Genomic DNA, 13,278 nt, shown 5'->3' with positions numbered 1-13,278 from the left:
GGCGCAAACCGCGCCGTCAGCAGTTCTTTATGAGGACGGTCCAGATATATTGCGTGGTCCATCCCGGATGGCGGTAAACCGGGCGAGATGTTTCGCTCATGTCTGCGATGGTCGCCCCCGGTCGGCATTTTTCGAGGACGGCCTTTTTGCAGGATTGCTCCGTCGGGGTGACGATCGAATTGGTGCACGTCGCCGACATGATCTTTTCGCCGTTCAGTGTCGCGACCGGCTGCGGATCGGTGGGCCGGCAGCCGGCAGCCAGGACCAGCGAGAGGAAAACGGGAAGGAAACGCGTCATCTTCCAACAAGCCATTATTTTATTCCTTGCGACTGCCGTGCGTGCCGGAAGGCGATAGCTGCCTCAAGGAACGCGCGCGAACGCGACACTTCACCGGCAATCTCCTCGTCAAAACCGCGGATCAGCAATTTGCGATAGATATCCGAAGCGTCCGGGTCGTTTTTCACCGAGACCGGCAACGCTGCCTTCTGCGCGCGACCGTAGGCCGCGACATCCCGCAGATTGTCGAAGAAGCCCGTATATTTGTTTCTGACCGCCGGACTGTAGCCGACAAGGGTGCCGTTGCGCCTGAAATAGGCGCAATCGTCGTTTTCAGGCGGCATCTGCCGGCGGGCGATTGTCAATCGATTTGCCTCATCGATCATCGTGCAAAACGCCTGTGCATTGCGCAGATTCGCTTGTTCGATTTTTTCCCGCCTGGCTGCCTGTTCAGCAGACGGAGCAGCCCCCTGACATCCGACAAGTCCAATCAGGCTGAATGCGATCAACGCCTTGCCGACAAATGTAACGCGCATGTCTTACCTCGCGCCCGATGCCAGATATTGCCGACCGCGACCCGTCGCTACGGCCGCGTGAGAGAAAGCTGCGGTGTCCGCGGCTGCGGCAACCTCGGCCTCCTTGAACCCGCGAAGAATCATCTTCCGATAAACGATTGCTCCATCCTCGGATTTCAGATGGGCTGGTATTTGCGCTTTCTTTGCGCGTTCCTCGTTGGTCGCCTTTTCCGCCGCCTGGGCGAGTGCAACGACGCCGCCAATCGGCACGGGGATCCCGTTGAAGGCAAAATTCGGTAAAGGCGTCGGGCGGCCGTCGAAACCCACAAGAGTATTGTTCCTGCGCATATAGGCGCAGTCGGGTGCATGTAATGGCTTCTCGTCCACCTTGGTCCTGCGCTGATTGAGCAAATCCACCAGTCCGCAATCCGCCTTGGCGACTCGATCATTCTCGCGATTGTATTCGTCCTGTTTCGCCTGTTGCTCCGGAGAAAGCGGCTTCGCCGTCTGGCAACCCGCCAACAAAAGTGCAGCCCCCGCCGCGATAAAAATCGTCGTGATCTTCATGGTCCCTCTCGAAATTCAATGTGATCGATCAATTTGCTTCCACGGCCTGAGCCGGTTTCCAGTTGCGGGCACGCGCCTGCGCATCCTCGATCTCTGTCGGTGTCATGCTCGCTGTCAGGCGCTCGAGAGCGGCACGCGCGCCGGGATGTCCGCGTTCATTGGCGAGATTGTAATAGAGGTGGGCACGGATCGGATCGGCAGCCACACCTTCACCTTTTTCCAGCATCTCGGCGAAACCGTAGAGCGAGACCGGGTTTCCGAGCGACGCGCCCTGTTCGAACAGCTTCACCGCCCTGGCGAGATCCTGTTCGGTTCCGGTACCGGTGCGAAGAAGTGCCGCCTCCATGTTGCGCGCGCCCGTATGCCCATTTTGCGAGGCCTTCTCGTAATAACCGAAGGCACTTGCGGCATCCTTGGCGCGACCGAGACCATCGAGAGCAAGACCTGCGCAATTGAACTGCGCTTCCAGATTACCGAGATCGGCAGCCTTGCAGATCAGTTCAGCCGCGGCAGCAAAATCCTGGCGGACATTTTCGCCGCGAAGATGCATGAGCCCCAACCGGTTCATCGCCGCAGCCGAACCCTTTTCCGCCGCAGCAATATAAAGAGCCCGCGCTTTCACCGCGTCGGGCGTAAAACCCACACCAAGCTCGACCATGCGCGCCAGATGAAAGCCGGCTTCTCCATCGCCCTTGTCAAAACCGTCGGCAAAAGCCTTTGCCGCATTGGAAAAATCCTTCTTTTCCAGAAGCGCCTTGCCATCTTCAAGCGGGCCAGCCGATGCGGGTTGCGCCAAACCCAGGGCTCCCATAAGGGCGATAAGCGCCAAAGAGGTGAGGGTGGGGCGGCGGTATAGCGTGTTGCGCATGGATCGAACTCCGTGATCGGGATTTTCCGGGTCATGCCCGGGAGCAATTTCGTCTTTTTCCGGCGCCGTGAGTTTGGGCGTCACGGCGAACAGGAATGGTGATTTCCGGTGAATTCGGCCTGCCATCATCTACCCACCATCCCCGGGAAGAGCCCGATGGAGTCGAGGCCGAACGGGTATTCCTCGCCTGCCGTTTCCTTGAAGGTTTCGATACCTGAGGTCGCAAAGACACCATCTCGCGCCCGCAGCGTGCCCGCAGTCACCTGAACCGGACGGAAGGCATTGATCGTGATACTGCCCTGGGGCGCCTCAAAAACGCCGCCCTGATCACCGGTCCCGATCCACGCGGTCGATCCACCCCAGAAATTGTAGAGGCCGGTTGGACGCTGAACAACGGTCGGGATCGAGCCCCCCTCCAGCACCACAGAGGGAGCACTCGCGTTGATGCTGCCGTAACTGACGATCTGGCCATATCTGTTCAGGATTGAGGATGAGGCGCGCAATTCGATATTGCCGTTGGCATTGATGGCGCCACCCGAAACATTTGTCGTGGACGAGCCATAACCGATGCAGGTCAACCTGCAGCGCTTGACGAACTGCAGGGAGCCGGACAGGCCGCCCTCATTAAGAATGCTTGTCCCGTCAATCAGCACCGATCCTGTATTGGCATTGATCGAGCTGCCGCGGTTGACGACGTTTCCACCGGCCTTCATCGCGACACTGTCACCGATGATATATGCCTGCTGGCCCGGCACCCGTTGTTGACCATAATCCAGGCTGATGGTTTCGATCGTTTCGCGCGATTGCCAGAGTGTGTACCAGAGCCGCTTGCCGTCGTCCTTCTGGTAGTGCCAGACACCTTCGCCGTTAAGGACCTCGGCGATATTGAGGATGTCTCCACCAGCCTCGACAATGGCCTTGTTATTCGAGAGCAGCCTGCCAGTATTATTAATGATCGTGCCTTCGGCGCGGACATCGAGATCACCCTTCGCACCGAATACGATTGCGAGCTGATCGGCATTCTCGGTTAGAAGCGCGATATCACCCGCAGCCTTGAGTGTAGCGGCACCTTTGGAGTCTGCATTCGCTCCGTCGCGGCTGCTGCCGCTCATCAAAACACCGGTATTTGTGATGTCACCCGTTCCGGCAAGAAGCGTCAATGCGCCGTTGATGGCTTCGATTTTGCTTTGAGGCTGACCGGCCATTGAGCGGGCCTCTATCGAGCCTGCGTTAATGTGGACATTGTTCTTCGCTTCAATTGATCCGCTCGTCGTGACCTTGCCGGACGCATCGATCACGAAATCGCCGAATGCCGCGAGCCCGTTGCCCGCGTGGCTGACACCTGCGCCATTGCTGGTGGCGCGGATGCGGACCGTATTGGCCTTCAGCGTTCCGCGCGAGGTTATTTCAATGGCGACATAGTTGTCGTTGCTTCCCTCGTCTGTCATCCGTCCCCAGTTCTCGAGATCGGAGTTCGGCACGATCGCTGAATCGTATTCGACGGAACTGCCGCCGGCGGTCAGTTCTATAGACGAGCGCAATTGGGGGGAGCTGTTTTCGACAGGGCCGTCGACGCGGATGCGGCCTGCCAGCAAATGCAGGGTAGACATTGCGCCGGAAAGGCCTCCCGCGCCGATATCGATCATGCCGCCCTCTGTCTTGAGCACCACATTATCCTGAAAGGAGCCGGATGTGATCTGCCGGCTCACGACAGACGCCTTGCCGGTGGAAAGCACGACACCTCCGGTATTGCGGAAGCTTGCCCCGTCGACCGAAATGCCGTTCGGATTCGCAACGATGACATGGGCTCGGGCACCCAGCACATCAAGCGGACCGTTAAGGTTCGAGATGCGGGAGGAGGTTACCTCGTTCAGGATTGTGCGTGCGTTGACTGTCCGGTTGTCGAGATTGACACCGAGAGAGTTGACGGAAAATTCCGTGTAAGTGTTGTGGCTGATGGCGGATGTCGGGTTGCCGACTGGTGCGATCTGGACGTTTGTAGCGCCGCTGGTGGCGTCGACACTGGTGGTCGTATTGCTGCCACCGTCGGGAACGACCTGCGCGAAGGCGGGGAGCGCCACGCCGCAAAGCAGCAAGGACAGACTAGCTGCCACGGAATGCTTCATGTTTACCAACCGGAACTTACGTCTCATCTGGAGATGGACTCCCCTGTCTTGCTCGTCAGCCCTGTCAGTTTGCACGGGTCGGCCAGCTCAGCCTTGCCGACGATCCACAGGTAATCGTAAAGGCTGCGCTCCTCGTCGGTGATATTTTCACCTTCGGCGAAAGCGCCAACGGTCAGAACCGACGCGTCTGCCCGGGCAAGGGTCTGATAAAGAGAACGGTCCTTGCGGCCGTGACCACGACCGACCTGCAGCAGAACACCATGCTTCAACATCCCGGCCTGCTCCGCGGCATCGGCCATGGAAAGATCGCGGCGGATCTGATGGTCGGCGTTCAGCGCGGCCTGTCGGTCCGGGATAAGTCCGCAATGCGCTGCCATCATTGCTTTCGTCCAGCTTTCGCGGGCAGCGGTTTCGGCCGCACCGAGCCGTTTGCGGATCGCCTTTTTCTCGCTTAGTGTCAGTTCCCCCGTGCGTCCGTCTTTCTCCGCCAGATCGCCGCCATGTAACGGAATGCGAAGGCTGAATGTGCGCTCAACGAGAGGCAACCAGTTGTCGAAGGCTGGCCAGCCTCGCGTCCACCATTTGAGTTCTACGCCCAGTCCTGCCGGTGTTTCCGGATGGTTTTTGCGATAGAGGGCAATTGCCGCATCGTCATCGCGCGAGAGCATCTCCATCACGACAGTCACCGGGCGATCATCCTTTGCCATTGCCGACAGTACGCAGGACGACGCAACCGCATGTTCCCGGACGCCATGCCGTTCGCCAAAGAGCAGGTAATCCACCTTGCCGACGCGACCGGCGAGGTCGGCAAAAGAGATCGGGCGGCGGCTGGACACTTCTTCAATCCTGCCCGTGCAGTCCTTGAACTCGCCGGGTGCCGCCAATCCTTGCCCTGCTATTGATAGCCAGCCTGCCGCCATCAGGCCGGCAAGCAGCACGTGGCGTGCTATCCCTGCGTATATCGCCCCGTCTGGTCTCATGGTGTTACCGCATCCAGCGCGTCGATACCTGCGCTGATCCCATTGAGCGAAACCTTAAGCGGAATGGTGGTTGCCTTGGTGTCCTTGAGAGCGACCGTCAGAACATTTCCCTTGCGCAAAGCGCCGAGCAGCGAGCCGCTGAGAGCAAAGCCGGCGTGGCATCCGGAGATATTGCAGGTCTCGAAGATAACTCGCTGAACCTGTCCACCATCGATCTTCAACTCCAGACCTGCCGGCAGATAGACGTTCAGCGGCGTCGAAATGATCGCGACACGTTGTTTTCCCTGCCTCGCAATGTTGAACAGAAAGACAACATCCTTCCCGCCGTTGACGGCCTGCGCCTGCTGGAGACGGCATGTCGCGTTTTCCGCTTTCGGCGTGGCGGAAGCCGCCTGCGGCTTGCAGACCAGTTCCCAGTCGCCATAACGTTTGGGCTCTACGACTGCTTCTGCCGCAACCCCGGAAATCTCTTCCCGGACAGCGGGAGCCTTGCCGTCATCCGCATTTGCTTTCGCCGCAGGAGCGATCAGCAGCAATCCAACGGCAACAAGCGCCGCCATGCCAATTCCGGATACTGATGAGACCCGCCGGCGGCACAGCGCAAACGTGAGGTGATTATCGCCAGCATTTCTTGAGGGAGGATCGAACAAAAACGGCATGGCTCAAAAAACCTTCAAACGCAGTGTCATGAACAACTCACCCTTTTCCTCGCTCACGCGCCGGCTTCGGCTGTCTTCGGCAACCCGCCAGGCGTAGCCGACATCGAAAGAAAGCCTTGGGCCGCCATACCGCAGGCCCACACCACTGCCGACCCGGTATCCGGTGACTTCATTGGCAACGTCGCGGCCGAGCCCTGCGTCGAGAAAGAGATAAGGGTTGAGACGGGAGAGGGTCGTTCGCGCCCATTCCGACGATGGGGCGGGTATTTGCACTGGGCTCTGGCTGTCCGGCTGCGGGCTTGATCCGGCTTTCCCCAAAAGCAAATCGACCGGCATCGCGAAGGCGACCTCGTTTCGCCATACAGCGCCCCGGTCAGCCTTGAAGCTTCCATTGGAAAATCCGCGCACCGAACTGCGCGAGCCGATCGTCATCTGGTCGTCGGAATAAAGCGCGGTTGCCGCCCATTGTGTCGACAGGCTGGACGAAACGGAGGCGCGCCCGGGGAAGATATAAGACCCCGAAAGAGATGCATCCAGCTTTGTGAACTGGCTGTGGGGCGTGGAGTCGTCGATATCGTCGGCATCTTCGCGCGCATTGAAGATAGACAGCCCCTGGCTGGTGCCGATCCGGGCCGACAGGTTGGCGCGTTCGAAAAAGCGGCTGTAAGTCAGGCCTGCCTGAAGCGGAGAAACGCGCTGATCCATCAGCGCAACGCCGTTAATGTAGCGGTTCTGTTCGCGATGCGTGACTGTGAAATCGGCGACAAGCCTCTCCGTGCGCGATGAATGAACGATCCAGTCGGCACCCGCGCTGACGTTCCAGGTCGTCATGAACAGTTCGGAAAGCGGGCCGAGGTCGATCATGTTCTCGGACCAATCGCCCTTGAGCCTCATTGTGGCGCGTCCGACGGGAACCGCGAAATCACCGCTCAGTTCGTTGGTCTCGACGCCGCTTTTAAGCGTCAGCCCCCACATATCGTTGATGCCGATGAGATTGTCTTTTTCCGCCGTGATCCCGAAGCGAAGCTTGTCGACACCTTCGATCGATTCCGTGTCGTAGCCGCCGTAGAGCCTGAACGCATCATTGATGCGGTTCGTGATCTGTACGTCGGAGGTCGCCGGCCTTTTGCCCGGAACAAGCTCCGCCTTTGCCTTGTCCGAAGGAACCCTGTTGAGGCTATCGAGTGTGTCCTGCAGGCGATCGACATGCAGGACATCGTCTTTGGCAATTGTCCCAGTCATCGCGATCCGGGCGGATGGCGGCAGCAAGGTCAGGCGTTCGAGATCGTCATCAAGGCCCTCCCACCAGGCATCTGCCTGCTGCACGAACTCGGAAATGGACGTGGATCGTGCGACGTTGCCACTTAATTCGGCCATGCGGGGAAAGAACGCCTTATAAGGCTGCTGCTCCTCCTTGTAGACGACCGCATCGATCCGCCCGGGCACAACGCGCAGGACCAGCGTTCTGCTGGCGGCAATGTCCTGCTCCGGCAACCAGGCCTGCGTCGTGGCAAAACCCTTATCGGCAAAAAGGCCGTTTACCGCCTTGAGCAATCCGCCGACGCTTTCATTGCTCTGGCAGGACAATGCGAAGGGTCTTGTCACGTCCTCCACAGCTTCGCTGCCAATGAGTTCGTGGCCGCCTTCGATGCGGATCGTGTCTACCGGAAAACATGGTGAAGCACCGGACGTCGTATTATCAGATGCGGGACCAGCAAATGTCTGGATCGTCAGGGCAGGCTCCTGCGATACGGCAACACCTGGATCTGCCTGGCCTGCGTTTGCCTCTGCCGGCGGCCGCCCTTTGAGATCATCCCGTGACAATGCCGTTTGTGGAGCAAGGCAAAGAGCTGCGCAGAGAAGGACGACCGAGTTTCGCAACGCGGGTGAGGCCGGTGCGATACCACCGATCACCTTCCTGTCGAAACCACTTGCTGTAGATGATTTGGTAGCTGCCGGAACGACAAACCGCGCTCTGGCCAGATATCTGGTCATCAATAAACTTCAACCCCATGTTGCCCAATGCGACGCATTAATCAATAGAGGGTATTTTGCAAGACAACTCTGGCGCGCTTACAAAAAGAATGAGAATTGAGTTACCAATTTGCATCAGTTATGCGTTGGATTTCGCTGAGATCGAAGCTCGCACGGTGCTGGCCAGAGTGGATTCAAGGGGCGATACTTCATGTCAGAGTTATAGTAAGTGTTTGCCATCGCTGGTTTTATTTTTCCGGCTGAAGTTAAGCAGGCAGCCGGTTGCAAGCAGTTGAATTGGTCGCAGGATAAGATGCAAAAAGTCATATGTGATTGTTTGTGATCTGCCCCAAATGCCGGCATGGGGACGAAACGCGGCGAATCCGGGACAGATTTTTTGATTTGCCCGGCCAATAAGGGCGAATATGAACGACCTTTACGTGTGTTTTCTAGGCGGTGATGGGAAGGGGCTGTAGGCTCGCGGGTCTGTCCCTATTTTCGCTGAAGCCGGAAAGCGGCAGGCGCTCGGGGCCCAGAAATCCACCTTTCCAGCCGGAGATCGGGTAGTTTCCCCCTGCCAAACAGGCAACTCCCTTGATTCGAAACAGCCACCGTCTCCCGAAAACCTGCAGGGAGACTCGTATGTCCATTCAAGACAACCCGAACATCATCAGAATCAATGGAGCGGTAAAGGAATATAACCGGTGGTGGGCCGTCTCCACCCTAAACGAACGGCATTCAGTTTGGCCCGGGCTATACCGCACGACGGCATCATCGAAGCCCTTTGGGCCATCGGTCTTGTACGAGACCTCGACGACATGCGGGGTCTGCGGATTGCGAAGGCCTGAAGCATGTATCCAGAAGAACCGAGCCTGATAGTCGTGCCCGTCCCAACTTGCAATCACTGCATCTGCCATAATCCAACACCGGGCCTGTCTAGTTTATTCCTGTTTTGTTCCTTAAGGTATTTTCCGGGCACCTTTCAGCACCCGGAAACAGTAGAATATGGTTTGGCCAGTTTTAGCTTCCAAAATGGCCAGATCTAACGCCTTTTGGCCAATACTTAGATCGGTTTCTCATCAAATATCCAGATTATCAGCGAAGGCCGCCCGTTCCTGAATGAAACGGAAGCGGGCATCTGCCTTGGTGCCCATCAGGTTGTCGACGGCCTCGCGGGTGCCTTCGAAATCCACATCGTCGATCTCGACGCGCAGCAGGGTGCGCTTTTCGGGATCCATGGTGGTTTCCTTCAGCTGCTGGGCCATCATTTCACCGAGGCCTTTGAAGCGGCCGATTTCGACCTTCTTGCCCTTGAAGACGGTTTCCATCAGCTCGGCGCGGTGGGCGTCGTCGCGGGCATAGGCGCTCTTGGCACCCTGACGGATGACGTAGAGCGGCGGCACGGCAAGGTACAGGTGATTGCCACGAATGAGTTCCGGCATTTCCTGATAGAAGAAGGTGATGAGCAGCGAGGCGATATGGGCGCCGTCGACATCGGCATCGGTCATGATGATGATGCGCTCATATCGCAGGTCTTCTTCGCGATATTTGGTGCGCGTGCCGCAGCCGAGCGCCTGGATGAGATCGGCGATCTGCTGGTTGGCGGAGAGCTTTTCGCGGCTGGCACTGCCGACGTTGAGGATCTTGCCGCGCAGCGGCAGGATGGCCTGGTTGGCGCGGTTGCGCGCCTGCTTGGCCGAGCCGCCAGCCGAGTCACCTTCGACGATGAAGAGTTCCGCATTTTCCGCCGTGTTCTGGGCGCAATCCGCGAGCTTACCGGGCAGGCGCAGCTTGCGCACGGCGGTCTTGCGGTTGACTTCCTTTTCCTTGCGGCGGCGCAGGCGCTCTTCGGCGCGCTCGATCACCCAGTCCAGCAGCTTTGCCGCTTCGCCCGGATTGCCGGCGAGATAATGGTCGAAGGGATCGCGCAGCGCGTTTTCGACGATGCGCTGGGCTTCGACGGTGGCGAGCTTGTCCTTGGTCTGGCCGACGAATTCCGGCTCGCGGATGAAAACGGAGAGCATGCCGGCGGCCGAGATCATCACGTCATCGGTGGTGATGTCCTTGGCGCGCTTGTTCTGCGTCAGATCCGCATAATTCTTCAGGCCCTTGGTGAGCGCGATACGCAGGCCCGCCTCATGGGTGCCGCCTTCGGGCGTCGGAATGGTATTGCAATAGGAATGGATCTGCGTATCGCCGCCATACCAGGTGACGGCCCATTCCAGCGCGCCGTGGCCGCCGGTCTTTTCCGTGCGGCCGGAGAAAATCTCGCGGGTGACGGTGAATTCCTTGCCGAGCGTGGCGGCGAGATAGTCCTTCAGGCCGCCGGGGAAATGGAACACGGCCTTTTCGGGGATTTCGCCGCCGGCCGGCACCATGCCGGGATCGCAGCTCCAGCGGATTTCGACGCCGCCGAAGAGATAGGCCTTGGAGCGGGCCATGCGGAAGATACGGGCCGGTTCGAACTTCGCGTGGTCGCCGAAGATCTGCGGATCGGGATGGAAACGCACGCGGGTGCCGCGACGGTTGTGCACGTCGCCGAGCTCTTCCAGCGGACCGATCGGCAGGCCGCGCGAGAAACGCTGGCGGTAAAGCTTGCGGTTACGGGCCACTTCCACTTCGAGAAGATCGGAGAGCGCATTGACCACGGAAACGCCGACGCCGTGCAGGCCGCCCGATGTCTCATAGGCCTTGCCATCGAACTTGCCGCCGGCGTGCAGCTTGGTCATGATGACTTCGAGCGTCGACTTGCCGGGAACCTGCGGGTGGTTTTCCACCGGAATGCCGCGGCCATTGTCGGTGACGGTCAGGAAACCTTCGGCGTCGAGATGGACCTCGATGAAATTGGCGTGGCCGGCGACGGCCTCGTCCATGGAGTTGTCGATGACTTCGGCGAACAGGTGGTGCAGCGCCTTCTCATCGGTGCCGCCAATATACATGCCGGGGCGCATGCGCACCGGCTCCAGCCCTTCGAGCACGCGGATCGAGGACGCGCCGTAGTCGTCACTGGATGGTGATACAGGGGCGGGCGGCGTCACGGCCGCAACGGCTGCGGGTTTCGGCTGCACATTCGCGTTGGCGGGCACGTTGGCGGCCGCGGTCACCGGCGTCTTTGCGGTGTCCTCGTTCGTTTCCGTATCGCTGTTTCGTGCTGCCGGAAGACCGGAGAAGAGATCGTTGCTGTCGTCCATCATGTCCAAAGTTCAAAAGCGTGTGTCAGAATTTCGCCATGCGAATCATTATGCCAGTAGCGTCAATCATAACGCCAAACGCGGTTCCCGTCCGATTTGAAGTGGGTCCGTCTGGCAAACGCGGCGCATCCTATGCCACGATTGTGTCAGGGTTTCGCAACAGGAGGATTGCGCTGGCGAGGTTGCAATGGCAAGTCTCGCAGCCACGAATGAACGGTTAGCCAAGGCATGTCCACAGCTCATTTCACGTTTTGTACTCTTTTCAGCCTGACTGTTGCGGCCATGCCGGTCGCAGCCTTCGCCTCCGACGGGCCGTTGCGTCCCTTCAAGGATGAGCTGTTTTCCGCCCAGACGGTGCTCTCCACGGCCGATGGCGGCGCGTCCGAGGTGATCGATTATCAGGAGATGCGCGATATCAACGGCCGCGACGAGGTGCCCGAGCGGCGGGTGAAACGGCAATATGTCGATATGACGCCGAAGAAGGCGCAGGCGCTCGAAACCGTTTCCGTTGAGGGCAGGGCGCTTGAGGTCGGCCGCGTCGGGCCGGCGAGCGGGCAGGCCTTCACGGTCATCTTCATCCATGGACGCGGCGGCGACCGGCGGCTCGGCATGAACGACTACACCTTCGGCGGCAATTTCAACCGGCTGAAAAATCTGGCCGTCGCCAATGGCGGCACCTATTATGCGCCGAGCGTGCGCTCCTTCGATGAGAACGGCGTTGCCGATATCGCGGCGCTGATTGCCGATGCGGCCAAAAAATCGGGCGGCAAGCCTGTCATTTTGACCTGCGCCTCGATGGGCAGTTTTATCTGCTACGGCATCAGCCGCGACAAGGCTGCGGTCGCCAATCTCAAGGGCATGGCGATCCTCGGCGGTGCGGTCGATCCGGATTTTCCGAAAAGCGCCTTTGCCAGGGCGAAGAAGCCGGTCTGGTTCACCCATGGCAGCGCCGACAAGGTCTATTCGGCCGATCATCAGGCAAGCATCTTCCGCTCTTTGCTGAAGGCCGGCGAGCCGGCGCGGTTCACGCGGTATGAGACCGGCAGCCACGGCACACCGGTGCGCATGACCGACTGGCGGGCGGTTTTGAACTGGATCTTGAGCCGCTGAGGCCGCGATTTGGGTCAGCAACGGCAAATTTTTAGAAATTGCCCGTCGTTTTGAACCTTTCGGCCGCTTTTTTGTACCATTTGTTGCCGGCTGAGGTTAAAGGAATATCCCGGGATTTCCGGCAGTGTTTCTGTCGCGATTATGGGCCGTGATACGGCTGAGGGAAGGGGCGCCGCCACAGGCGGCCTCGAGACAAAGGGAATGGGATACGCATGACGCCGAATGTTCGACCGCTTGTTGCCGGAAACTGGAAGATGAACGGCACCCGTGCCTCGCTCGATCAGATCAAGGCCATGGCAGAGGGCGTCAAGGGCGCGCTGTCCGAAAAGGTGGATGCGCTGATCTGCCCGCCCTCGACATTGCTCTACGTCTCAACGGCGCTGTGCGATGACAGCCCGCTGATGATCGGCGCGCAGGATTGCCACCAGAACGCCTCCGGCGCCCATACCGGCGATATTTCCGCCGAGATGATCGCCGACTGCTTCGGCACCCATGTCATCGTCGGCCATTCCGAGCGCCGCACCGACCATGCCGAGACCGATCATCTGGTGCGCGCCAAGGCCGTTGCCGCCCATCAGGCCGATCTTATCGCCATCGTCTGTATCGGCGAGACGGCGGATGAGCGCAAGGCGGGCCAGACGCTCGATATCCTCAAGCGCCAGCTCGCCGGCTCGCTGCCGGACGAGGCGACCGCCGAAAATACCGTCATCGCCTATGAGCCCGTCTGGGCGATCGGCACGGGCCTGACACCCACCGTGGACGATGTGCGCGAGGCCCATGCTTTCATGCGCGACGAACTCGTCAAGCGCTTCGGCGACGCCGGCAAGACCATGCGCATCCTCTATGGCGGCTCGGTAAAGCCTGCCAATGCGCTGGAACTGATGGGAGTCGAGAACGTGGATGGCGCGCTGATCGGCGGCGCGAGCTTGAAAGCCTCAGACTTCCTGTCCATCTATGCGGCATACGAGCAACTGACGGCCTGAGACAGGTTTTCCTGTTACAGATGGCGGG

At 59.3% G+C, this 13,278-nt stretch carries 11 protein-coding genes; 2 read left to right on the top strand and 9 right to left on the bottom strand.

Going from position 1 to position 13,278, the window contains the following annotated elements:
- Nucleotides 1–16 precede the first annotated feature (16 nt).
- The 9 genes from ACQZ5N_RS02970 to parE form a co-directional block, all read right to left on the bottom strand.
- Nucleotides 17–313, bottom strand: a complete 297-nt coding sequence (locus tag ACQZ5N_RS02970; RefSeq protein ID WP_244635018.1) for a hypothetical protein — start codon at nt 311–313, stop codon at nt 17–19.
- Complete coding sequence (locus ACQZ5N_RS02965) at nt 313–813, bottom strand: hypothetical protein (RefSeq protein WP_448732010.1); 501 nt, start codon at nt 811–813, stop codon at nt 313–315. Before ACQZ5N_RS02965 ends, ACQZ5N_RS02970 begins: the two co-directional genes overlap by 1 nt.
- Before the next feature lie 3 nt (nt 814–816).
- Nucleotides 817–1,359: a hypothetical protein gene (locus ACQZ5N_RS02960; protein WP_448732009.1), complete on the bottom strand. Its 543-nt coding sequence runs from the start codon at nt 1,357–1,359 to the stop codon at nt 817–819.
- A 28-nt stretch (nt 1,360–1,387) separates the two neighbouring features.
- Nucleotides 1,388–2,227, bottom strand: coding sequence for a tetratricopeptide repeat protein (locus ACQZ5N_RS02955; protein WP_448732008.1), 840 nt, complete (start codon nt 2,225–2,227; stop codon nt 1,388–1,390).
- Between the two features lie 125 nt (nt 2,228–2,352).
- Complete coding sequence (locus ACQZ5N_RS02950) at nt 2,353–4,380, bottom strand: filamentous hemagglutinin N-terminal domain-containing protein (RefSeq protein ID WP_448732007.1); 2,028 nt, start codon at nt 4,378–4,380, stop codon at nt 2,353–2,355.
- A complete protein-coding gene (locus ACQZ5N_RS02945) occupies nt 4,377–5,291 on the bottom strand; it encodes a ChaN family lipoprotein (RefSeq protein ID WP_448732006.1) in 915 nt (304 codons plus the stop codon). Before ACQZ5N_RS02945 ends, ACQZ5N_RS02950 begins: the two co-directional genes overlap by 4 nt.
- A gap of 38 nt (nt 5,292–5,329) precedes the next feature.
- The gene (locus ACQZ5N_RS02940) at nt 5,330–5,893 is read right to left on the bottom strand and encodes an invasion associated locus B family protein (protein WP_448732005.1); all 564 of its coding nucleotides are present in this window, start codon (nt 5,891–5,893) and stop codon (nt 5,330–5,332) included.
- Between the two features lie 102 nt (nt 5,894–5,995).
- Nucleotides 5,996–7,816 (bottom strand): ShlB/FhaC/HecB family hemolysin secretion/activation protein, encoded by a 1,821-nt coding sequence (locus ACQZ5N_RS02935; protein WP_448732103.1) that lies wholly within the window; start codon nt 7,814–7,816, stop codon nt 5,996–5,998.
- A gap of 1,229 nt (nt 7,817–9,045) precedes the next feature.
- Nucleotides 9,046–11,160 (bottom strand): DNA topoisomerase IV subunit B, encoded by a 2,115-nt coding sequence (parE, locus tag ACQZ5N_RS02930; RefSeq protein ID WP_448732004.1) that lies wholly within the window; start codon nt 11,158–11,160, stop codon nt 9,046–9,048.
- Between the two features lie 225 nt (nt 11,161–11,385).
- Here parE and ACQZ5N_RS02925 point away from each other — a divergent pair, with 225 nt between their 5' ends.
- Nucleotides 11,386–12,267 carry an alpha/beta fold hydrolase gene (locus ACQZ5N_RS02925; protein ID WP_448732003.1) on the top strand — a complete coding sequence of 294 codons (882 nt, stop codon included), beginning with the start codon at nt 11,386–11,388 and terminating at the stop codon, nt 12,265–12,267.
- 212 nt (nt 12,268–12,479) lie between these two features.
- Complete coding sequence (gene tpiA / locus ACQZ5N_RS02920; RefSeq protein WP_149742631.1) at nt 12,480–13,250, top strand: triose-phosphate isomerase; 771 nt, start codon at nt 12,480–12,482, stop codon at nt 13,248–13,250.
- Nucleotides 13,251–13,278: the final 28 nt, after the last annotated feature.

The organism is Agrobacterium sp. 22-221-1 (genome assembly GCF_053522445.1).
Note: the sequence above shows the minus strand (reverse complement) of the source record. Positions and strands in the feature narration are given on the sequence as shown.

Coding starts and splice junctions, on each gene's coding strand:
- ACQZ5N_RS02970 (WP_244635018.1), bottom strand. CDS start 313: ATGGCTTGTTGGAAGATGACGCGTTTCCTTCCCGTTTTCCTCTCGCTG.
- ACQZ5N_RS02965 (WP_448732010.1), bottom strand. CDS start 813: ATGCGCGTTACATTTGTCGGCAAGGCGTTGATCGCATTCAGCCTGATT.
- ACQZ5N_RS02960 (WP_448732009.1), bottom strand. CDS start 1,359: ATGAAGATCACGACGATTTTTATCGCGGCGGGGGCTGCACTTTTGTTG.
- ACQZ5N_RS02955 (WP_448732008.1), bottom strand. CDS start 2,227: ATGCGCAACACGCTATACCGCCGCCCCACCCTCACCTCTTTGGCGCTT.
- ACQZ5N_RS02950 (WP_448732007.1), bottom strand. CDS start 4,380: ATGAGACGTAAGTTCCGGTTGGTAAACATGAAGCATTCCGTGGCAGCT.
- ACQZ5N_RS02940 (WP_448732005.1), bottom strand. CDS start 5,893: ATGGCGGCGCTTGTTGCCGTTGGATTGCTGCTGATCGCTCCTGCGGCG.
- parE (WP_448732004.1), bottom strand. CDS start 11,160: ATGATGGACGACAGCAACGATCTCTTCTCCGGTCTTCCGGCAGCACGA.
- ACQZ5N_RS02925 (WP_448732003.1), top strand. CDS start 11,386: ATGTCCACAGCTCATTTCACGTTTTGTACTCTTTTCAGCCTGACTGTT.
- tpiA (WP_149742631.1), top strand. CDS start 12,480: ATGACGCCGAATGTTCGACCGCTTGTTGCCGGAAACTGGAAGATGAAC.